Consider the following 21225-nt stretch of genomic DNA (forward strand, 5'->3'; position numbering starts at 1 on the left):
ACATTGATTTAGCTTATTCTGGAATTGAGGGCGGCGCTCATGCAAGAAAAAGGGCGCCGCCGCCTTTGCGATAAAGGATGGTCTTTAGGGGTATCCGGGTGAAAATACTGGGCTTAATATTCGCTGCCCTGATTGCTCTGATGCAATACCCGCTATGGCTGGGCAAGGGTAGCTGGCTTAAAGTATGGGAAGTGGATCAGCAGGTCATCACGCAACATGAAATCAACCAGAAACTGAAAATGCGCAATGCTGCCTTGGACGCGGAAGTACGCGACCTCAAGCAAGGATACGACGCCATTGAAGAGCGCGCCCGCAGCGAACTGGGCATGATCAAGCAGGATGAGACTTTTTTTCACATACTGGAAGATAACAACAAAAATACTTACGCCGATGGCAAGGCCGGGGAAGGATACCCTGAGCAGTAAACGTCGCCGGAAAAATAAAGTCCAGATTTCCAAAGACCTGGCTCTTGAGGTGGTGGAAGAGGCGTTTCTATTGGTAATACCAATCTTCGCGGATTTAAGAAGGATGACCTCGCGCTGCAAGCGGACTCGGAATTGACCGGCTTGCGCTGGTTGCCGGATAATCTCAAGGTGAAGCCAAGCCCTGAGATCTAAAGAAAAAGAACTGCAAATCTTTATTTTAAGGTTTGCAGTTCCAGGATTTGCGGCCTGCCTTTTTTACCCGCAGATGCCGGGAAATAGAGAAGAGAAAATCACTGACTTGATCGCAGCCGTTGTGGCGTGCAAAGTTTGTTGAGCAGGGTAACAGCGGAGAATATGTGGCGTCCATCGCGGCCTTTTCCTGCCTGATCGTATATCTCAGTGATCTCTACAATATTCCCTTGCATGTGTGCCTTGACCGTATAAGCATCGAAACCAAAATCTTCACCAAAATTGACCCAGTCGACAGGCAGAACAAACTCTGCTCCATTGACTATGCGCTTGGCATTCAAATCTACAGGCACGGTATTTCCACGCGACATTTCCAATGCCTGGGGCAATACCGCGCTGTCATGCTGCAGCACGCTTTCATACATTAGAACCTTATCGCCATCTTCTTGATTTATCGGAATGAGGAAACCATAAGTTTTCACATTCAGTATACGCAGCAGGAGGTGATCCCCAGCTTCCCCATTTGTCCGTTCTCCCCTGGTCTTGACTTGAAACACGAGATGATTATCCGCGGAAATATCGGTTGCCACGGATAGAATGTCGAGCTCCGGAGAAAGCGATTTATCCATGAACGATACGATGACACGGGGATCGGCATCGATCTGCATCGCAGATGCGGTGAGAGAGACGATTATCAGCATTGGAATGAGTACGACAGGCCAAATCATGACTCGAACAGGGCCTTATTCTCACGAAATATCTGCTCCATTTGAGCTGCATCCTTCAGCGCATCAAATATCACCCTGATATTTCCTCTGGAGTCGATTAGAAATGCGGTAGTACTATGATCTACCTGATAATTCTGCATATTTCCTGAATTTTTTGTGTAAAAAGCGGTCTCGACGCTGAAAGCGGCCTTGAACTGCTCCAGCGCTTCACCTTCAAAACGCAAATAGGCAAGATCCGACCCGAAGGCTTTGATGTAGCGTGAAAGAATAGCGTTAGTATCCCTGTCTGGGTCCACCGTGACGAAGATTCCGTTCAGCTTGATCTTCTCAGCCGCGGCTGCATTGACGAGCATGGATAGATTGGCGAGAGACGTTGGGCAGACATCCTTGCAATGCGTAAAACCGAAAACAACCAGTTGCCACGGCGTATCCTTGTCCGCCTGTGCTTGTTTCAGTTGACCGATGATTTCCGGTCGCAAGGGTATCGGAGAGGTTGGAATGACAGTCGCGGCTTCGATGCCGGCGTGGGCAAACAGGAGAAATGCTGTCAGCACAGCCGGAAAATAACGCTTCAGGAATGCCCTTGGTTGGATTTCTTTTATATATTTCAGTTTCATATCAATTCGCGATTATCTTGGTTGCGATCAGAAGGGGGCTCATCTTGTTCAGCCCAGGATAAATCCCGGGAAAAAAAGATGAGCCGAGTATAAAGCGGGATAACCGGAAATTAGCGAAGGCCTCCTGCGGCAAATATGCCGTGTGGCTTCACCAGACCGTCACTCGGTCCCCAAACCTTGGTGACGGTATCAGTTTCTGTATCAATCTTCAGCACATAGCCCGAAACCCAGCTTGCCACCAGCAAATGTCGATGGTCTGGCGTTGGGCTGATCGTGTGGGCGACGGCGTATCCCTTCGGTAGTTCAAAGCCGGGTCGAAGCCGCTTGATGAACCGCGGTTTTTCTCGATCGGTTAAATCGAACACAGAAATGTAACCATCGTTTCCGAACGTGTAATCAAGAGTATCTTCCTCTGCGATATAGAGTTTTCCATTCACCACCGCAATATCGGATGCAGAACGAAACACGCCATGACCATTCGCATGATTGGTGTACTTGACTATTTCCTTTGCGGTTCCCTCCTGAGTATCAAGCAGCCACACGCTAGGCGGAATGATATCTTTCGTGGTTGAAGGAGTCAGGGAAGTTTTGTCCAGTTGCATGGAAGCGGTGACAGCGTAGCGCTCATCCAGCCAGTAGACGAAATGGGTGAAAGCCGCATGCTTTTTCTCGTTGCCCAGCATGATCTGACCTACCGTCTGCAGTTCACCGGTTTCCCTGTTGGGTCTGTATATATCGATGATGCTATTGTCAAAAAAGTATCCTGTCCCAAGACCAATGGTTCCAGACCTGTTGAAATTTACCCCATGCGTCTGCTCGGTGTAGCCAGGTATGACGATAGGATCAAAACTCACAAACTCGTTCGTTTTGTAATTGATCACACGTATCCTGTCCGACGTAAATTCCGTAAAGTAGAGGAAATCGGAGTAGGGGAGCAGCGTGGGACCATGAATCTGGGTTCCCCTGCCTATCAGCCAGTTGGGAATGGCTTGGACCTTGTTGACTGGTGTGACAAATGGCAACTCGGAGGGATTATTTGGGGAATCAGCTGCCAAAACCGCATTCACGGTTAACGAGGCCAAGCGTGTATCCCAATTGATCTCGTTCACGCTCAATGCGATGATATAGGAGGGATGGTCCTTCGTATTGTCGGAAGTGATATAAATCCTCTTCCCTTCGGGCATCACGACTGTGTGCTGCAAGGGAACGTTTCCAGGCCAACCGGGGAGCGTGGTCGGGTCTATGATTATCAACTTGTCGTTTTCGTAGTTGAAGAGATAGATCATTCCGTTGTGGTAGTCGATTGCGGTGGCGACGGGCTGTATTTGATCGTTATAAACATCAGGATGTTGACCGAGCGACAATGATTTCGGGCCATTTTTTCCGCGCCGGTGGTCACGTCCCTTATCCGCGTAATCGTCATCGTCGGCAAACACTTTGCCATTTTTTTCACGCAGACTGTCGACCCTTGTCCGCATCTTGCCGGCGTTGGTGCTCGAAAGGTCATTGCTTGGTGAATTGCCTTCTTTTAAGGGAGAGGTATGATCTGTTGCTTGGATTTCGCCGACCGATAGTGTCAATATGCATGAAGCTACCAGTGGAGCTAGAAATATTTTTTTTTTTGAAGTCATTTGAATCCCTTATACGATTTGATAAATGATGATCTGGAATGACGCTGTTCCCTTTATTAAGGAATCCGGATTGCAAAAACAGCTTCTTCCGTTTTTATGCAGCCCTTAGCAAGGCCGTTATTCAGCAGTTTGTTTTTTTGGATTATGGAATCGCTCGATATAGCTGAAGGATTTCTGGTCTGAAGCCCGTGTCCGATACAATATCGCGCGATCGGTCAACTCCAGGTTGGGCTGGAAGCCCGGAGTGGATAAGTATTGAAGACCTCCTGTCAGTAAAAACGGATCCAAAAGCAGCCAACCAGATACCTCCTGGTGGCGCAGGTCACTCTAATGCATTAAACAAAAAGTTGAGATGGGAGAAGGGGCTGTTTTATGTGTCTTCTTTTTATTGACTACTCAATAAAAATATCGTAATCCCATTGAATTGGGCGTACATGCGCTGGCGTAGGAAGTAGGTTTTATGTCCCCAACAGCCCGTATACGTGTTTTAGCGGAGTGTCTTTTTCCAAGGCATCCATGAAAACAAGATGACCATTTACACTGAGCTTCATGTGCTTTGTCGCAGGCACGCGAATCAATATCAGTGCAATTGCCAGTTGCGATAAGAAGTGGTCCTGATTGTTTGAACAGCAACCTGCATTTTTTAAGTGGAATCTCTGCTGATTCTCACGCTGCCGGTTCAACCGTCGGCGGCATCACGTCATAAGCCTCGTCAGGTGTTTTCTTACCCAGACTCGAATGTGGCCTGGATGTTCCAGGTGCAACTCGTCAATGCGGCGCATGAGCGCCAGATCTACGGCACTGACTGGTTTGGGCAGAGAAATATACGCTGCCCCAGGATGATGCAGGCCAACTGGGCCTGGCAGCTGATTGAAAGTGCGTGGTGGACATCTATCATCGCTTTGCGCTCAACAATCCCACCGAGGGTTCGCGCGCCTTCTAAAAAATCATTCTCCAGCGTCAGTTGCCCAATCTTGGCGTGCAATACCCTCAAATCAACGGGTGGCTCCGCCGCAGTGCCTCCTCCGCCAAATAGGTCGACAGCCCGTTCGCTCAGTTGCCGTTTCCACCCGGTAATCTGGTTGAGGTGAACTTCAAACCGCTGTGCCAGTTCGGCCAGCGTCTTGTCACCAGCCAGTGCTGCCAGTGTGCCACTGTGGCTTTAAACACCGCTGAGTGCGTTCGTCTCATTCTTTTTGCCATTCTCCGCTCCATATCAAAGCCCTCGCGGGGCGCATTCATAGGCTCGTTCAGATTCTTGGGGCTCCTTCCCATAGTAGCGGCCTGACTTAAACCAACCAGCCTCCATGAAATCCGGGGCGGTTCAGTTTTTCCAAATTAAGCCGTAGGGTAATATTTACATAGAAAAGATACTGCACCCCGAAGGAAACCACTAGAAGGATTCAACTCATGCAGAAATTGGTATCCCCCACAATTTGCGAACTTATTGATGTTCAGCCTCCACATTTTGCCTTCAACGATCTGACAGAGCTGAGTACTGTTTTCGTCAGAGATGCTTCTAACACCGAGCGGCAAGCTTGCCATGGGTAAGAAATTTTTAGCGGTTGATAAATGCCAACCTGGCGCCAGGTTGGCAGCGGATCACAACGACTTGAAGAACCCTGTTCTATTAATTGCGGCAATCCTGGCAATGTTCGGTTCGGTGTACTCCCGCATTGCATTTGCAGTTAACGAATGCGGCGTTATAGCTAGTCCCACGGCGCCCGCGACAATTCACTGTGATGGGCCCACTTATTCGCAAACTATAGAATACCGCCCTCAAACCGACCTTAACCTTATTGTCGCGCCGGATGTCGCGATTACGCCCCCTACGGATACATTTGGAATAGCAGTATGGGGGCCAGACGCAGGCAATCCGGCCGTAAACATTGACGTCAATGTTGAAGCAGCCACCATTACCACCAATGGTATCAGCGGTGATGGAATCGTGGTTCAGCAGGGGACATCTGGCGATCTCTCTATTACAACTAGCGGCGTCAATATAACGACGAGTCATGGCACTAGCCCCGACGATGCTACAAGTACCGGAATTACCGGTGCTATCGATACTGCCGATGCTACAGGAGATATCTCGATCAATGTCATGGGCGGTAATATCACGACTACTGGCGATACTTCCTACGGAGTGTATGCTGTTCATTTTGGACAAGGCGATGCCAAAATAGTCACATCCTCAACGATTCTTACTAAGGGCTATAACACGGATGGGACAGATTCAGTAATTTTCAACAACGCGTCCACGGGCACGGCTTCGATTACTCAAACGGGCGGTACTATTACGACGGAAGGTGAAATTTCCTCCGGTCTATATGCTATCAGTCTCGGTACCGGCAATGTCAGCGCTGCGGCAGCCGGGACGATCATAACCAGTGGAGCCGGTTCTAGCGGCATCAGCGTTCGTAGCAATAATGGGGCGGATACCTCACGAGCCACAGTTGATGTGGGAAGCACGGCGCTTATCCGCACTTCAGGGTCTGACGCGGCGGGCATATTCGCAAGTTCCAAGAACACCTCTCTTTCGGTCGTTGAGGTCATCACACAAGGCGATATCCAGACGACGGGAACAGGCAGTCACGGAATTTACGGTGAGGCTCTAACTATCGGAAACACCAATTCCGTTCGCCTCGTGCAAGACGTTGGTGGCAATATTGAAACTACCGGGGACAATAGCCAAGGCATGTATGCGAAGCATGATGGCGAAGGAAGTATTGACATGGAAAATGCTGCCGCCATCTCAACAAAAGGCGCCAACGCTAACGGCATTAATGCGGTAATGACAAAAACCGACAATACAGCATCGATCTCCGTGATGCTACAGTCAGGTGCTATCAGTACTGAGGGCGACGGTTCCTCCGGCGTATCACTTGTTAACCAAGGCATGGGCTTGACTATAGTTAATGGAATCGGTGGCGCAACCATTGACACTTATGGTGTCCAGAGTCACGGCATTGCATCACAGTCCAGGGCGGGGGGTGTCGATTTTCAGTTGGAGTCGATAACCATATCAACGCAGGGCGCAGAGGCAATTGGGATTCTGGTGTCTCCAATTATTGCTGGGGCGCCGACTTCAGCCGCAGTAACATCCGGTAAAATCACCACGAGAGGCGATGCCGCGCATGGCATTGTTGTCGGTGCCATCAATGAAGGCGCAGACACCACGGTCTTCGATACGACGAATGTGAATATCAAAGGATCTGTCACCACCAGCGGTCCGAACTCACTCGGTCTTGTGGCGGTTGCCGCGAACAGCACAACAGTGAACGTGAACGCCGATGTGACTGCGACAGGTCGATTCGGTGCAGGCATGCTGGCCTCAAGCACAAGTGGTTCTACGAATATAGTTGTTGCGCAGGGGGCTACAGTCTTCGGGGGGTGGCAAGAACTGAGCAATGGCTCGTCCACTCAACGATTTGATACGCCGTCTGCAGGGGTTGTTCTGGGTGGCACGACAACGTTCCTGACTAATCGTGGAAATATCGGGGCCTTGTCCGACCGGGCAATTGCAGCATCCGGCATATTTGCTCCGGTAGATGGCGACGTCACAATCGACAACTATGGCACCATAACGGGTTATCTTTCCTTAACAGGCACCGGTTCCAATACCTTCAATAATTATTCGCCCAACTCTTTTGTAATGCGTCACTTCGCAGACGCTGATGGTGATGGCATACGTGACACGAAGCGAGTGGCGATAAGCGATTTTGGCGGGCCAAACTCCGTTTTCAACAACACCGTCGCTGGTGCTGTACGCTTTGCAGATGTGACGAACGCGGCATTTACGGATGACAGCGGCTTCTATCAACCAAAAACAGGTATTTCAGAGCAAATACTGGACCCGGTTTTCTATGATTTACATCGTAACGGTGTCGTTCAAAGCCAGTTGGTCAATCTCTCTACATTCAACCATGCTGGCGTAATCGATTTGCGTGGTCCCGCGGTTGGTAACACCCTTGTCATCACCGATATATCCGATCCAAATTCAGGCGTGGGTACAAGCACGTTCGTCTCTGATGGCGGTCGGCTACTGCTTAACGCCAGGCTTGGCGCCGGCCCCGCTTCTGGCGGCACAACTGGATCAGAGGCCGACATGTTGATCGTCGACCGGACGCAGCGTGGATCTGGCGCCACGCAAGTCTATGTTTCTCAGGCCCCAGGTAGTTTGGGCGCGCCGACCGTTGCAAACGGTATTCAGCTAGTGGAAGTACGGGATGCAACGCACTCGGCGGACAGTGTATTCGTATTGGGGCAGCGAGTAGCAGGAGGCGCTTATGAATATGAACTCCGAAAAGGAGGTTCAGGCTTGGATGCCACTGACGGAAACTGGTACTTGCGCAGCGTTATCGAGAAAGATCCGACGACGCCGTCGTCACCCGCTATTCCCAATTATCGCCCTGAAGTACCAATTAATATGGCACTTCCGGCCCTAGGCACCCGGCTAGGATTATCAATGTTGGGAACTTATCATGATCGGCAGGGACAGGACAGTCTCGTATCGTTCGGCGCTGATGCAGGAGGTCTCGGACCCAAGGCCTCCTGGGGGCGCATTATCGGCGAGCATGGTTCAGCAAGACCTGGTGGTGGCAATATTGAACAGTTCGAGAAATATGGTCCCGCCTATAAATTTAATTATGGCGGCTTCCAGGTAGGTGTCGATACTTACCGTGGTCAATCCAATAACGGCAAGAACTCTGACCAGGCTGGGCTTTATTTGGGTGTAGGGTATATTAATGCCAGTATTAGTGACTTTCGCGGTCATCGAGCAGGAAGTGCAACGATGGCCGGATATTCGGTTGGTGCGTACTGGACGCGAATTGTAAACTCAGGCAGTTACCTCGATACGGTGGGCCAATTTACCTATTACGGAGAAGCCACAACGCGTTCCCGTTTGGGAGAGTCGTCCAAAACCAATGGTTGGGGATTTATAGCGTCAACAGAAGGTGGTCATGCTTTTAGCCTGGGCAGTAATTGGACACTCGAACCGCAAGCGCAAGTGTTGCTTCAACACATGGATCTTCGAGACACCGCAGATACTTTTGGAAAAATTCAGTTTGGCGACACCACCAATGTGTCCGGTCGCTTAGGTGCTCGCTCGACCAAGCAATGGCAATCCAGAAGCGGACGACTTATCACCACATGGGCACGCGCCAATATATGGCAGACTTTTGGTTCACGAGCCAACACTACTTTCAGCAATTTGAACGGTGAAAATCCAGTAGCCTTGCACACGGCCCTGGGCGGCACAGTGGGTCAAGCCGGCGTAGGTATTTCCGGCGAGATAGCCAAGAACGCCTACATATTTGTTACGGCCAACTATAGCCATGCGTTGGTTAGGAATAATGGCAATAGCATCGCTGGACAAGCAGGAATTAAATACCGCTGGTAGCGTCCAGGGCAATCACTAAATGGTTTTATCACACAGGGAGTAACCAAATCCTCTGAATTTCCTGGGTTTGTTAGGAATGTGCTCGCTGAGTTATGCTCAATGTTGTGTATGGCGGCTTAATCAGGCGGCGATTCGTTGATGATTTTCTTCTGCCTGGGTTGAGGCTGACTGAGACACAGAATTGACATCCAATTACGCTTCTCAAGTTTACTTGCCACAATGCTCGATTGAAGATTTCAAGCTGCTGGCAAGCTCTTCAGATTTACCAGCTCAAACAGCGTTGACTCAACTCCGTCGACCAGCCATATTTGTTTGTCCTGAATCGTGCAATTCAAACGCATGTTACGTTGCGCCTGCTTCGCGATGGCCTGGCTGGCTTCCCTTGGTAAATTGCTCACGGTCAGGTTCTTGATCTGTTCGAGCTTACCGCGGCATTGATTCCACCAAGTGTCGGCAATTCGCCCACCATATGTATAAACGCATACCTGACTGGCACGACCACAGGCTCTGCGAATGAGTTTTTCATCCGGGAGGCCCACATCTATCCAGAGCTCGATAGCGCCGGTTAAATCCTTCTGCCAGAGATCGGGTTCATCACACGTGCTCAATCCATTACCAAACGATAGTGATTCATTGGCGTGCAGCAGAAAGGCCAGCAATCGCACCATCATGCGTTCATCGGTTTCCGATGGGTGGCGGGCGAGGGTGAGCAAATGGTCGTGATAATAATTGCGATCCAGGTCCGCGATTCGCAGATCGGCCTTAAAAATGGTTGCTCCAAGAGCCATATAGATATAAGTAGTTGTGTGATTGGTTGCCTGATGACCATTCTGAGTGGAACTCTCAGGAACGTAAAAAAGTTCGCCCAATCATATTATTTCCATGCAAGGGGTGCGGCATGACAAGCTGCATCTTTTGCCGGTCGAGATCGCACAAGGAGCTATTCTTCTGATTCCGTACCCTTCTGGCTGGGCTGATGGTAGGCACTTTATGCGGCTTGATTGGCGTATACGTAATACTGCGCGGCGTGAGCTATATAGGTCATGGATTGTGGCATGCCCCAATTGACGGTGCAGTGCTTTCGATTCTCCTCACGCTTTCGATCATCGCATCCATGAACGTAGTCGGCGTCACCATGATTGCCGCCACGCTTATCGTGACCGCATTGACGGCTCGAGTGATGACGGACAGCTTCAGCCGCATGCTGATTTATTCGGTTCTGATCTGCTCCCCGACAGGGGTTATTGGAACTTACCTGAGTTATATCCTTAATTTGCCTCTGGCGCTGCCATTGTCTTGTTTAGCGCCTTACTGTTCTGCTTATCGCTGCTGCTTAAACCTGTCCGTAAAAAACGCATGTTGCGCATGGGCTTCCAGCACAATAGCCATTAGAAGCCCTTAAACCCAAGTCCGGCGGTTGGACCCTCTCCGCATCATCAATAGGAGATCGTTCCGTCTGCCTCCATTTTTCCCTTGCCGGTCTTGATATCCTGGCTTCCCTGTAATTCCACGCTCCCGTTCGCTTTTGAAAACCGCCCCGTTCCGCCTGTGATCTGAAACGTTGCATTGGAAAAGGAATATACCGGTACCGTATCTGTCGGAACAAGAGAACCGCTATAGTCACCGCTAATCTTATCGCCATTTGCCGCGGTGATCGTCAATTTGCCGATGAAAGCGTAATGCTTGTCGACCGGCGTAATGCAATCGTTTGCCGCAATCGAAATCTTGCCCATATGTGAGCTTTTACCTGTGCCGGTCGTTGTGCCGCCAAATCCGGAGGGGCAGTCTGGATTGAGCCCCGATTTCTCTTGCGTTACCGCGCTAATCTTCAAGGGCACGGTCGTCGGACCTGCCAGGGCTATTAGCGGTAGTGCGAAGCCTGCAACGGCAATGACAGAAGTTATGGTTCGTTTCGAGAACGGGGTCATGATCAATGTTGCTCCTCATTTCTAATTTGTAAGAGAAGGTTTATTTATGGAGTTAGCGGCTGATGCTATTTTAAGGGCGCTAGTCTAACATTGTCACTCGTCCTTCAAAGGGTTGCAATTGATGTGCCTCGCTTTGAAGGTGTGTCGAAAGCAGTATTCTGGAATGGTTTACCGGGTTTTTCTGCGCGTACTGTGACATATTCAGTACTACGCTGTATTTTTTTCCATTGAAAATGCGATTGTATGCGAGAATTTTTTTATTGCATAAATCATGCACAATCTCAAGACTTCCCGCATGTAACGCGGGCGTTTCCTTTCGAAGGTGAATCACTTTTTTATAAAAATTAAACAGCGAATCGGAATCCGCTATCTGCCTGTCAACATTTATTTCCTTGAAATTTTCAGCGACGGGCAGCCAGGGCTTTACTGAATCGGCACAGAAACCTGCGTTCAGTTTTTCGTTCCATAGCATCGGTGTGCGGCACTCGTCGCGATTGAGAATTTCAGGGCTCTTATCCACCAGGAACTGTGGAATCCAGCTATGCTGTATGGCTATAGCATCTTTTCCCTGTTTTAGCGGAATTCTTACTCTGGGTATGCCGATTTCATCCCCGAAATAGGTGAATGGAATGCCTCTGCACGTGAATTGAAACAGCGCCAGCAACTTCGCTTTTGCTACACTTCCACCCAAACGGCTGATGATTCGCGTGCGATCATGATTGGCAAAGACGAGCGTGGGTATCAGGGGTTCAGGAAAATGCTCTTCAAATGTTAACAGCATCTTGCGGTAATTTTCCGCTTTAAACGGTGTCGAAATAGCCTTGAAAAGGAAGATGGCGTTCAAGCCATTTTTGCCGTTGTTATAGCAAAACTGGTTGATCAGCGCTTCGTCACCATGCGATTCCCCTATCAAGACTCTTCTGGGATTAACGAACTCGTCCACTATGCTTCTTAACTCAGTTGCAAATTCAAAGCTTTTTTCATGGAGAAAATTGTTTTTCAGATTTTGAAAAAAAATGGACAAGGATTTGTCTGACGGGGTCAATCGAAAGCTGGGCGGATTACTGCGGAGTTCGGCGTCTTCGTAAATCGCGCTTATAATATCCAGCCGGAAGCCATCTACCCCTTTTTTTAGCCAGAATCTGACGACATCAAACATCGCTTGCTTGACTTCGGGATTGTGGTAGTTCAAGTCGGGCTGAAAAGGGAGAAAGGCCGTGTAATTGAACTGCTTCCGTTCAGGGTAATATGTCCAGGCTTTGTTGCCGGCCATCGCGCGCCAGTTGTTGGGCGGCTTCATGCCATTCCTGCCTTTCCCGTTTTTCCAGATATACCAGTCCGCTTTCGGATTGTCGCGTGAGCTTGCCGATTCCTTGAACCAGGCATGCTCATTAGAGGTATGGTTCAGTACCAGGTCGAATATGAGCTTCATTTTTCTACCATGCACCTCTTGCACCAGTTTTTCAAAAAGCGCCATATCGCCGTACTGTGGAGAAATAGAAAAATAGTCGCTGATATCGTAGCCGAAATCTCTTTGCGGACTCTGCGTAAAGGGAGAAATCCAGATCGTTTCGTAACCGAGGTCCTTAAGATAATCAAGTTTTTCTATGACGCCCGGTATATCTCCAATGCCGTCGCCATTGGTGTCTAAGAAGGAGCGCGGATAGATCTGGTAAACAGTGGTTTTTTTCCACCATTCGCCATCTGAATCATTAGGGAAGATGGAACCCATGGAACTGTCTGTCATAACTGGCTGGAATAAACTTCCCATAAGAATTATTTACGATTTGACGATACCCAGGGCCATCGGGAGCCGAAAGCCCTGGTTTGATCCAGTCGAAAGGAGCGGTATATGAAAGAAGCGATATATATAAGGGGTGGATTTGCGGATTTCTGACCCTGCCGATGGATTCGGCCAAGGAAGAAAGAGGGGCGCAGTTTGAACGCTGGCCGAACGTTGATGAGCAGGGTTTTCACTCATCCGGCAGAGTCTTGTTTTATCCAAGAACTATAGGACTGCTAATAATCCGTCCGAGTTCAATGGCGACAGATAGTTCTGCGGAAAACCCGTAGTTCTTGCGTTGGGTGAGAATGCTATGAAACGCGGTACACTCGGGTACGATTGAAGGATAGCAACTCTGGCGCTAATCTGGTACACAACGTCAGGAGAGCCTGGTAAAGGTAGCAATCGAAGATAATGCCAGGATTTGGCAGGTCAAGAGTTTCTGTCAGGCAAGCAGAAGTATTCAACCCTGAGTATTGCTAAAGCTGACGTTCTGCCGCAAGGGTCGCCAGTCATTCAGTCATAAAAGCGCAGCTATGCCCAATTTTCCCAACCTTTCGGCGGCCGATCGAATCGTGCAAAACGTCTCGTCATTTTGAGGCTATTATGAAACAAGGGGCAGTGTTTCACGATGATTTTCACCGCCACATTATCCTGCATTCTAGTACCTTGGTCCGATGTTCAGATGATTAACGCGGGTAAATAATGTTTCTATTACGCAACGAAAATTACCGAGAATTCTGACTTTACTTTTCGCTTCCGTTTGCTTCGGATCGCAAGCGCCAATTTTATAAAATGAACGTCATATGGAAAACTTGAGTACGGCGTTATCAGTGGTGGCGGTATTAGCGGAACCGTTGGGGGAAAATGCTACGCTGATAGGTCCTGTTCATTATCAGTCCTTCGCGGCCAGCCGTTTTGCCCGCGCTTCATTCGCGTATTTTCATCTCGAAGATTTTGAGAACGGCATCCTTGATACTTTCAACGCCCTGGCGCCGCATGGAATGGTGTTGCAGCCTGCCGGCCAGGCCGTTCCGGCCGAAGCAGAAGAGGGCTCGACAGATAATTCGCGCCCTTCGCATAATACATGGTATTCAGACGGCGACTCGATCCTGACATTCTCGTTCAGCAAGGAATTACTCGGCGAGTTGCCTACCGATGCCGGTTTGATATGGACTGACATGGGGCTTGCCAACATTCGAGACGGTTTTAAAAGCGTGCTTTTTGAAGCTTTCGATGCGTCAAATAATTTGCTGGGAACGATCGGCCCATCCGCTATGGGAGATGGTTTATTCGCAGGCCAGACGGCGGAAGATCGGTTTTTTGGCGTTAGTAGCGCCAATGGCGTCGGTTCAATACGAATAACTTCATTAAGCAGTACGGAGCAGGGAATGGATCAGCTGAGGTCCCCCTTCCCGGAATCCGTGCAATTCGACGCAAATTCCGAATCCGCCGCCCTTGCCCTGCTTGTGGTCGGGCATGGAGGAAGCGGCTTCAAACGGCGTCATTTGCAAAGCTGAAACGGTAATACCGGGATTCAGGCAGGATGAGGGGTTGCTCGACTTAGAGAAAAGCAGTTGCAGACGAATAGACCGCCAATTGGTTGAGGCGGATATACTCGCATCAACCACTACCCGTCTGCTGTTTTCCCAAATGACTATGCTTACGGGCATAAGCGAAATAAACGATGAGGCCGGTCAAGGCCCAGTACAGAAACAATCTTATCGTATTCCAGCCCAGGCTGATGAATAGCAGCGCGCATCCTGCCATGGCCAAAGGGCCGACAATCCAGATCATCGGCGTTTTGAACGGTCTGTGCCGGTCCGGTTCGCGGCGGCGCAGAATCATCACGCCCAGCGCCACCATGAAAAATGCGAAGAGGGTGCCGGAATTCGAGACGTCGGCCAGCATTCCGACCGGGAACATCGCAGCGAAGAAGGCTACCGCGATACCTGTAACCAGGGTGACGACATGTGGGGTATGAAAACGCTTATGCACATGGGAGAAGAACTTCGGCATAAGCCCATCGTGCGACATCGTAAACAGAACGCGGGTTTGCCCATAAATCATCATCAGCACCACAGAGGGCAGGGCGACGATAGCGGCAGAAGCTACCCAATTGCCGACCGCCGGGTAACCCACCTCACGTAACACAAAAGCCAGGGGTTCCTTGGATAAGGATAGCTCGGCACCTGGCTGGGCACCGACAGCGCCCACTGCAGCATACGCGACAACCAGGTAAAAAACAGTGCATATCGTCAATGAACCAATGAGCCCAATAGGTACGTTACGGTTAGGATTGGTGGTTTCTTCCGCCGCCGTCGAGACGGCATCAAACCCGATATAGGCAAAAAAGATGGACGCGGCGGCGCCGAGCACGCCCACACCCGAAAGCGGGGTACCCCAGCCTTTGGGCAGCATAGGCTCAAAGTTGGCGGCATTGACGGCGGGCAGGGCGAGAATGATAAAGGCCGAGAGCGCGACTATTTTTACGATGACAAGAATAGCCGTGAATCTGGCACTCTTTGAAGTACCCATGATTAGAAGAAGTGTAACGAAAAGCGAGATCAGGAATGCCAGTAGATTGAAACCGCCTGCGGTGGTTGTGCCCGCTGTTGTACCTGTTTCGGTTTCAGTTGTAAGAACAATAAAATCGTAAGGCCCCGCAGTCAAAGCCAGGGGCAGCCCATACCCTATCTCATGAAGGAAGCCATTAATATAGCCGGACCACCCGACGGCAACCGCGGCGGCTGCTACCGCATATTCCAGAATAAGCGCCCAACCCACCATCCATGCCGCCAACTCTCCAAATACCGCATAGGAATAGGTATATGCGGACCCCGCAACCGGTACCATCGCTGCAATCTCGGAATACACAAGCGCTGCCAGTGCGCAGACAAAACCGGCGATGACAAACGAAAACATCATGCCTGGTCCGGCTTTGTCCGCAGCAACCGATGTCAGCACGAAAATGCCGGTGCCGATAATGGCGCCGATACCCAGCATGGTAAGGTCGAAGGCCCCAAGCTGGCGCTTGAGTCCCCTTGTGCGTGCTGACTCAAGTATATGATCCAGGGACTTGACGCGCTCAAACAGCATCTGTTTCTCCGGTTAAAAAGGGAGCAAAACGAATTTGCTCGCGCTCTGAAGTCAACGAGGGTTTAATAAGCCATCGGCAAGCGCATTGTGATCCGCCGGAGACGTACTCAGCGGTTCCTCGGGTCCAGTGGGGGTTTTCGCAAGGCGCATTCTAAACCAGCGGAGCGCGGCGTGATGGAAATGCTGCCTTGAATCGCGAAAATTGCCTTAAACACAGCGAGAAATCGGCATTAACCAGCTTAATCCGTCAAATTGCCCGGATATACAGGCTTGCTACCCCTTCTTGATCCTCTTCTTCATTTTTGTATAACCAGGCAGCGACGGGATGCGCCATAGATACCATGATGCTACCGTTCGATACGGGCTGCATGGCATGCCAGCTGTTTCCATCGTTTTGCGACCGGGAATAGTATCAAGAGTTTTCAGGAACCGGTAGCCCTCGCGTACACCAAAATCATCGGCCGGCAACACATCGATACGGTCGAGCGTGTAGATGAGCAGCATTTCGACCGTCCAGCGGCCAATACCCGGCAGCGCTACCAGGCGGGCAACGAGTTCATCGTTGGACATTTCGCCTGCGATATCGCGAGTCGGCACAAGGCCGCTCAATGCGCCCTCAGCAATACCTCTTATCGTACTGATCTTGCGTGTCGAAAAACCGCACGAACGAAGATCTTCAAATTTGGACGCCAGTATTTGGGTCGGGTGGGGAAATGCGCCGTCGGGGTACAAATCCAGAAATCTGCCGATAATGGCGTCCGCCGCCCGAGCATGCAATTGCTGGTATGCCACCGCTCTCACCAGTGCTTCATAAGGCTCACGCGCTGGTTCTGGCTGATGCATGCATGGCCCCACCAATTTTATCAGTCGTGACCAATCCTCATCAATGAGAGAGACATGGCTGGCGGCAAGGCGATATATGTCGACCGGAGAACTCGCGCTCTTCATTGCGGTGTTTGGCATTTATCCGATCCTTTATCTACTGTCCGGCCTGTTTATAGCGCCTTTGCGTGTACCGCGACACTGATTGTACTGGATGATGTGGCGATTTGATGATGTCGTGCGGCTCGAACTCTTCCACTGGATTTTTCATCAGTTCACGTGACAGTTCACGTGAATGACAAAGCATATACGGAAAAAATACGGATTATTTTGTTTATGTCTTGACTAGCTTCTTGAGAATATCTGCCAGAACGACTGGCAAGAATTGGGGGTGTTGCAGCACGGCGTAGTGTCCAGGACCAAATATACCAGCAAGATATTGAGGCGCATGTCGATCGACAGTGAGACAAAATGGATGCACTGACTGCAGCGTGGCTTCAGCCACGGCTCGCCTCATGTCTTCCACACCATAGGGGCCTTCATATAGATCGACATCGTTCGGTTTGCCATCGGATAATAAAATAAGTAAACGATGCAAGGCAGGGCGAGCGACGAGCAAGCTCGTTGTATGCCGAATAGCTGCGCCTGCGCGCGTATAGCGTTGAGGTTCCAGTCCGGCAATGCGGCGGTGTATGAGATTATTATCGCTTTCGTCGAAATCCTTTACAGGCCACAATGTCACGTTTTGCGCACTTTCGCCAGAAAACGCCAGGATGCAAAATGGATCGCTCAAGGCCATCAGCGCGTAGTTGACCAGCAGCAGTGCTTCCTTTTCGACATCGATGATGCGCAAATCACCAGAAACCCAGCCATCTGTCGAGCCACTTATATCAATCAGCAATGCGATGGCGATATCACGTCGCGCAGGCCTTACGGATTGGTATAGGCGATCTTCCAGCGGTAACCCCATGTGTTGCTCGGCAAAGGCGTTCACGTAAGCGCTAATGTCGAGATCAGGGCCGTCTGCTTGGCGGTTTTGTCGGATACGGCGCGGCCGCATGCCCTCGAAGCGGCGCCGGACCTGCTGCAGCAAGCCATAGCGCTTGGCCAGCACGGATTCAACCCATGCCGGGTCGCCGAGCGGCGACGCCTGGAGCCGTACCACTGCACCCCGTTCCCGATAGCCTGGAATGCGGAAATCCCACTCGGGATATGAGATGCCTGCCCCAGCGGCTGTCAAACCCGGGGGTAGCACAGCTCGCTGGGCAGGGGGATCATCTGAAAGCAACACTTCCAGTGCCGGTCTGGGGTTAGAGATGAGGCATGCTTCGGGCAACTCGGAAAGCGAATCGGCGATATCACCCGCGTCTGCGTTCTCATCCCGGTCAGTAGGGCGCTGCATGCCCGCCGGGTCTTCCACGTGTTGCTGTGGATCATCCATTTGCAGCATCCACATGCCCTGCACGGCATCATCTTCATCCTCGCTTTTTTTCCGTACTTCGGGACGGCGTGACAGTCGCGCAGTACGCGGAGTTTGTGCGGGCGCATCGGGCATATTTGCAGCATCGAGCTGCTTCTGATGCGCTGCGGCCACAGGTAGAGTCCTGCCAAGCCACAGGTCACTGCGCATGCCGCGATAGCGTATCTTCCCTGAATCGCACATCGCTGAGACTCCCCGCGCTGTTTCAATCGCCCAGGTTAGTGAATCTTTCGCGGCGGCTGCGGTGATATACGGAGAAGGAATAAGTGCCGGGTGAGCATTAAGCGCTTGACAATAAAAATCTTCAATTACGCGTTCGGGCGCGTTCAATAATGCGGGTTGCAACCGTTCCGACAACATGGCATGGCGCAGCGACAGAAGATCGTGCGTGAACCCGGGGAAATCGAGAGCGAGCATATGGTCGACCGCTAGCGCTTCGCTTAAATAAAACAAATCCTCTGCCAGCGCACTCGGCATCGCATCACCGAAAACAGCCCGTCGTTGCGCCCGCCCGGCCTGTTGCAGCGCGAGGACGCGGAACAGTTGCAGTGGAGCGGGCGACGCAAGCTGCGCCGGCAGGAAGATTTGTGCGCCGTCATTAGCAGGCAGCGCACGGGGCTCAACCATATGTCGAGGCCTGTTTCGAAACAGGCGAGACAATGCGGATACGGGTGCGGGTTCCTGAGCAACATTAACACGAATGTCATAACCATGCACGGCCGCGAGCAGCAACTCCAGACGTTGCTTGTGTGCAGCAAGCGTGCAGGCATTATCCTGGCCCTGATTCGGGCGAGACCATAGGCGCGAAACAAATACGGTTGCGTGACGCGCGGCATCAATGATGATTTCTTCAGGTTCTGCCATGATGAATCGTCAAGAATGGTCAGTTGATGAGCAAGCTAATCCACTAGCACCGCGTCGATCAGGTCGTGCATGGCTGCGATCAGGTTGGGATCATCCGAGAGTGGGGAAACGAGCCCGACATTGCATGCCAATCGCGGGGGGATACCGTTGGCGATCAGGCGCGCGGTCGCAACCAGCAAGCGCGAGCTCGGCACTTCAGCGAGGCCCCGATCAGCCAGACCGCGGATTCGGCCGGCAAGCGCTACCAGATCATGCGCCAATCCCTGTTCTACGCCGCTTTCATGAATAATAATTTCGACCTCCCTGTCAGGCGAAGGGAAGTCGAAATCCAGCGCAACAAATCGTTGACGCGTACTTGGCTTCAGATCTTTTGACACGTGTTGATACCCGGGATTGTAAGAGATTACCAGCTGGAATCCTGGCGCAGCTTCAACTAACTCTCCGGTTTTATCGATGGGCAGCACACGGCGGTAATCGGTTAGGGGGTGGATGACAACAACCGCGTCCTGTCTTGCTTCGACAACTTCATCCAGGTAACAGATCGCCCCTATTCGCACTGCTCGCGAAAGCGGTCCATCCTGCCATACGGTACCGTTGTCACGTATCAGAAAACGCCCGACCAGATCCGCCGCCGATAGATCGTCATGGCATGACACGGTTACAAGTGGCCGTTTGAGGCGCCATGCCATATGCTCGATAAAACGTGTCTTGCCGCATCCCGTAGGACCCTTCAGCATTACCGCCAGGCTTCGCTGGTGACATTGGGTGAATACGTCGATTTCGTGGCCGAATGGCAGGTAATAGGGCGCCTCGTCGCCGGGGTACCGGACGCCTTGATGCTCGCTTCCAGGATCACTGCTTTTGATTGACGAGCCCTCCATCGTCCATGCCGGGTATTATGCGGTGTTGCGGAGCCACCAACACGTCAGCGGCCAATTTGGGTGGCGTCCGGAAAAAATTCCATATAAAAAGGCCGGCACCGACAGCAAATACGGACGCTGTTGCAAGCAGCATCAAAAAATGCACCTGAAGTTTGAGTTGCGTGTCCAGATAGCCCAAGCCTAAAATCCGCTCGAGATACACCTGACCGATGCCGGCTGTGCCGAAAGAGAGCGTCATGCCGAACATTCCCATTACCTGCATCCAGAATGCCCAGTAGCCAACGCTCGAGCCCTCCACTTTGCGATTAACCGTGAGATTCGGTAGCGCGTAGGTGATTATCGCCATGACGATCATGGCATAAGCGCCGTAAAAAGCGCCATGCCCGTGCATTGCCGTTACCAATGTGCCGTGTGTCCATTTGTTCACGCTGGGCCAAGTGTGGGCGAAGCCAAGCAGACCGGCGCCAAATACCGTAAATACCGCGCTGCCTATTGTCCAGTGCACTGCCAGCGAATTGGGGTGCGAAAGCCCCGAGCGGCGCATCGCGAAATATGCATACATTGCCATCCCGAGCAGAGCCAGGGGTTCCAATGCGCTGAAGAAGCCGCCGATAGGGAGCCAATACTGCGGAACCCCGACCCAATAGTAATGGTGGGCAGTACCCAGTATGCCAGCCAGGAAAACCAGTCCGACGATGACGTACAGCCATTTTTCCATTACTTCACGATCGGCGCCGGACAAACGGATAAGGAGGTAGGCAAGAAGCCCGCCCTGTATCATTTCCCATACGCCTTCCACCCAGAGATGGATGGTCCACCAGCGGTAGAAAATGCTTACGGTGTAATTATCGTATTCAAGAAGTGCGGGTAAATATAACAACGCCGCCAATACAAGGCCCGCGACCAGCACGCCTTCTGTGACAGTCCAGCGTCCGGCTTGCTTGATGGTCATCAAAATGTTGTATAGGAACATCAGCATGACAACGACAATCACGATTTTCAGCGGGAAAGGCTGCTCAAGCATTTTGTTGCCGGCGGTCCATCCAAACATATATCCCACGATGGCCGTCACACCCATTAATGTCCACGTGACCAGTTGCGCATATGCCAGCTTCACGCTGTAGATTTCACTGCGCGATTCTTCCGGCACCACATAGTACGTTGCCCCCATGAAGCCGGTCAGCACCCATACGATCAGTAGATTCGTATGGATGGCCTTGGTTTTGTCGAAGGGGAGGAAATCCAGTAGCGGGTCGGGTCCAAGATATTTGGTCGCACTCAGGAGTCCGAATACCAGTTGCAGACCGAACAGGCACATGGCAACGGCAAAATACCAATACGCAATAGACTGTGAGCGGTAACGCATAGCGCCTC

At 51.2% G+C, this 21225-nt stretch carries 15 protein-coding genes and 1 pseudogene; 4 read left to right on the forward strand and 12 right to left on the reverse strand.

Features of this window, described 5'->3' with window-relative positions:
- Positions 1-98 precede the first annotated feature (98 nt).
- Positions 99-425 (forward strand): cell division protein FtsB, encoded by a 327-nt coding sequence (gene ftsB, locus BUA28_RS03775; RefSeq protein WP_072767061.1) that lies wholly within the window; start codon positions 99-101, stop codon positions 423-425.
- 290 nt (positions 426-715) lie between these two features.
- Here ftsB and BUA28_RS03780 read toward each other — a convergent pair whose 3' ends face one another.
- From BUA28_RS03780 to BUA28_RS16185, 4 genes and pseudogenes are all read right to left on the reverse strand, one after another.
- Complete coding sequence (locus tag BUA28_RS03780) at positions 716-1342, reverse strand: hypothetical protein (RefSeq protein WP_072766810.1); 627 nt, start codon at positions 1340-1342, stop codon at positions 716-718.
- Complete coding sequence (locus BUA28_RS03785) at positions 1339-1959, reverse strand: SCO family protein (protein ID WP_083569859.1); 621 nt, start codon at positions 1957-1959, stop codon at positions 1339-1341. Before BUA28_RS03785 ends, BUA28_RS03780 begins: the two co-directional genes overlap by 4 nt.
- Before the next feature lie 110 nt (positions 1960-2069).
- Complete coding sequence (locus BUA28_RS03790; protein WP_072766811.1) at positions 2070-3590, reverse strand: NHL repeat-containing protein; 1521 nt, start codon at positions 3588-3590, stop codon at positions 2070-2072.
- Between the two features lie 746 nt (positions 3591-4336).
- Positions 4337-4793 (reverse strand): annotated as a pseudogene (locus tag BUA28_RS16185) (transposase); the annotation flags it as partial.
- Between the two features lie 340 nt (positions 4794-5133).
- On the opposite strand from BUA28_RS16185, the gene BUA28_RS03800 reads away from it, so the two are divergent.
- Positions 5134-8994 (forward strand): autotransporter outer membrane beta-barrel domain-containing protein, encoded by a 3861-nt coding sequence (locus BUA28_RS03800; protein WP_178297874.1) that lies wholly within the window; start codon positions 5134-5136, stop codon positions 8992-8994.
- 236 nt (positions 8995-9230) lie between these two features.
- Here the strand turns inward: BUA28_RS03800 and BUA28_RS03805 are convergent, their stop codons facing one another.
- A complete protein-coding gene (locus BUA28_RS03805) occupies positions 9231-9782 on the reverse strand; it encodes a YaeQ family protein (protein WP_072767063.1) in 552 nt (183 codons plus the stop codon).
- Positions 9783-9970: 188 nt separating this feature from the next.
- Between BUA28_RS03805 and BUA28_RS16370 the strand changes: the two genes are divergently transcribed.
- Positions 9971-10396 (forward strand): metal ABC transporter permease, encoded by a 426-nt coding sequence (locus tag BUA28_RS16370; protein WP_072766813.1) that lies wholly within the window; start codon positions 9971-9973, stop codon positions 10394-10396.
- A 34-nt stretch (positions 10397-10430) separates the two neighbouring features.
- Here BUA28_RS16370 and BUA28_RS03815 read toward each other — a convergent pair whose 3' ends face one another.
- Complete coding sequence (locus BUA28_RS03815) at positions 10431-10922, reverse strand: hypothetical protein (RefSeq protein WP_218587218.1); 492 nt, start codon at positions 10920-10922, stop codon at positions 10431-10433.
- Between the two features lie 79 nt (positions 10923-11001).
- Positions 11002-12669: an alpha-glucosidase gene (locus tag BUA28_RS03820; protein ID WP_178297876.1), complete on the reverse strand. Its 1668-nt coding sequence runs from the start codon at positions 12667-12669 to the stop codon at positions 11002-11004.
- An 842-nt stretch (positions 12670-13511) separates the two neighbouring features.
- Here BUA28_RS03820 and BUA28_RS03825 point away from each other — a divergent pair.
- Positions 13512-14225 carry a hypothetical protein gene (locus BUA28_RS03825; RefSeq protein ID WP_072766816.1) on the forward strand — a complete coding sequence of 238 codons (714 nt, stop codon included), beginning with the start codon at positions 13512-13514 and terminating at the stop codon, positions 14223-14225.
- A 103-nt stretch (positions 14226-14328) separates the two neighbouring features.
- Here the strand turns inward: BUA28_RS03825 and BUA28_RS03830 are convergent, their stop codons facing one another.
- The 5 genes from BUA28_RS03830 to BUA28_RS03850 form a co-directional block, all read right to left on the reverse strand.
- Entirely contained in the window at positions 14329-15804 is a 1476-nt protein-coding gene (locus BUA28_RS03830) for an amino acid permease (RefSeq protein ID WP_072766817.1), read from the reverse strand.
- 273 nt (positions 15805-16077) lie between these two features.
- Positions 16078-16767, reverse strand: a complete 690-nt coding sequence (locus BUA28_RS03835; RefSeq protein WP_256598223.1) for a DNA-3-methyladenine glycosylase family protein — start codon at positions 16765-16767, stop codon at positions 16078-16080.
- A 193-nt stretch (positions 16768-16960) separates the two neighbouring features.
- Positions 16961-18970: a nitric oxide reductase activation protein NorD gene (locus tag BUA28_RS03840; protein ID WP_072766819.1), complete on the reverse strand. Its 2010-nt coding sequence runs from the start codon at positions 18968-18970 to the stop codon at positions 16961-16963.
- A gap of 35 nt (positions 18971-19005) precedes the next feature.
- Positions 19006-19851: a CbbQ/NirQ/NorQ/GpvN family protein gene (locus BUA28_RS03845; protein WP_083569861.1), complete on the reverse strand. Its 846-nt coding sequence runs from the start codon at positions 19849-19851 to the stop codon at positions 19006-19008.
- Complete coding sequence (locus tag BUA28_RS03850; protein ID WP_072766820.1) at positions 19823-21217, reverse strand: cbb3-type cytochrome c oxidase subunit I; 1395 nt, start codon at positions 21215-21217, stop codon at positions 19823-19825. Before BUA28_RS03850 ends, BUA28_RS03845 begins: the two co-directional genes overlap by 29 nt.
- Positions 21218-21225 lie beyond the last annotated feature (8 nt).

It is taken from the genome of Nitrosospira sp. Nsp11 (assembly GCF_900142705.1).
GTDB lineage: Bacteria > Pseudomonadota > Gammaproteobacteria > Burkholderiales > Nitrosomonadaceae > Nitrosospira.

Bases quoted from the DNA above. Each gene is read 5' to 3' on its own strand.
- BUA28_RS03790 (WP_072766811.1), bottom strand. From the start codon at position 3,590: ATGACTTCAAAAAAAAAAATATTTCTAGCTCCACTGGTAGCTTCATGC.
- BUA28_RS03805 (WP_072767063.1), bottom strand. From the start codon at position 9,782: ATGGCTCTTGGAGCAACCATTTTTAAGGCCGATCTGCGAATCGCGGAC.
- BUA28_RS03785 (WP_083569859.1), bottom strand. From the start codon at position 1,959: ATGAAACTGAAATATATAAAAGAAATCCAACCAAGGGCATTCCTGAAG.
- BUA28_RS03850 (WP_072766820.1), bottom strand. From the start codon at position 21,217: ATGCGTTACCGCTCACAGTCTATTGCGTATTGGTATTTTGCCGTTGCC.
- BUA28_RS03840 (WP_072766819.1), bottom strand. From the start codon at position 18,970: ATGGCAGAACCTGAAGAAATCATCATTGATGCCGCGCGTCACGCAACC.
- BUA28_RS16370 (WP_072766813.1), top strand. From the start codon at position 9,971: ATGGTAGGCACTTTATGCGGCTTGATTGGCGTATACGTAATACTGCGC.
- BUA28_RS03815 (WP_218587218.1), bottom strand. From the start codon at position 10,922: ATGACCCCGTTCTCGAAACGAACCATAACTTCTGTCATTGCCGTTGCA.
- BUA28_RS03845 (WP_083569861.1), bottom strand. From the start codon at position 19,851: ATGGAGGGCTCGTCAATCAAAAGCAGTGATCCTGGAAGCGAGCATCAA.
- BUA28_RS03800 (WP_178297874.1), top strand. From the start codon at position 5,134: ATGGGTAAGAAATTTTTAGCGGTTGATAAATGCCAACCTGGCGCCAGG.
- BUA28_RS03780 (WP_072766810.1), bottom strand. From the start codon at position 1,342: ATGATTTGGCCTGTCGTACTCATTCCAATGCTGATAATCGTCTCTCTC.
- BUA28_RS03825 (WP_072766816.1), top strand. From the start codon at position 13,512: ATGGAAAACTTGAGTACGGCGTTATCAGTGGTGGCGGTATTAGCGGAA.
- BUA28_RS03830 (WP_072766817.1), bottom strand. From the start codon at position 15,804: ATGCTGTTTGAGCGCGTCAAGTCCCTGGATCATATACTTGAGTCAGCA.
- BUA28_RS03835 (WP_256598223.1), bottom strand. From the start codon at position 16,767: ATGCCAAACACCGCAATGAAGAGCGCGAGTTCTCCGGTCGACATATAT.
- BUA28_RS03820 (WP_178297876.1), bottom strand. From the start codon at position 12,669: ATGACAGACAGTTCCATGGGTTCCATCTTCCCTAATGATTCAGATGGC.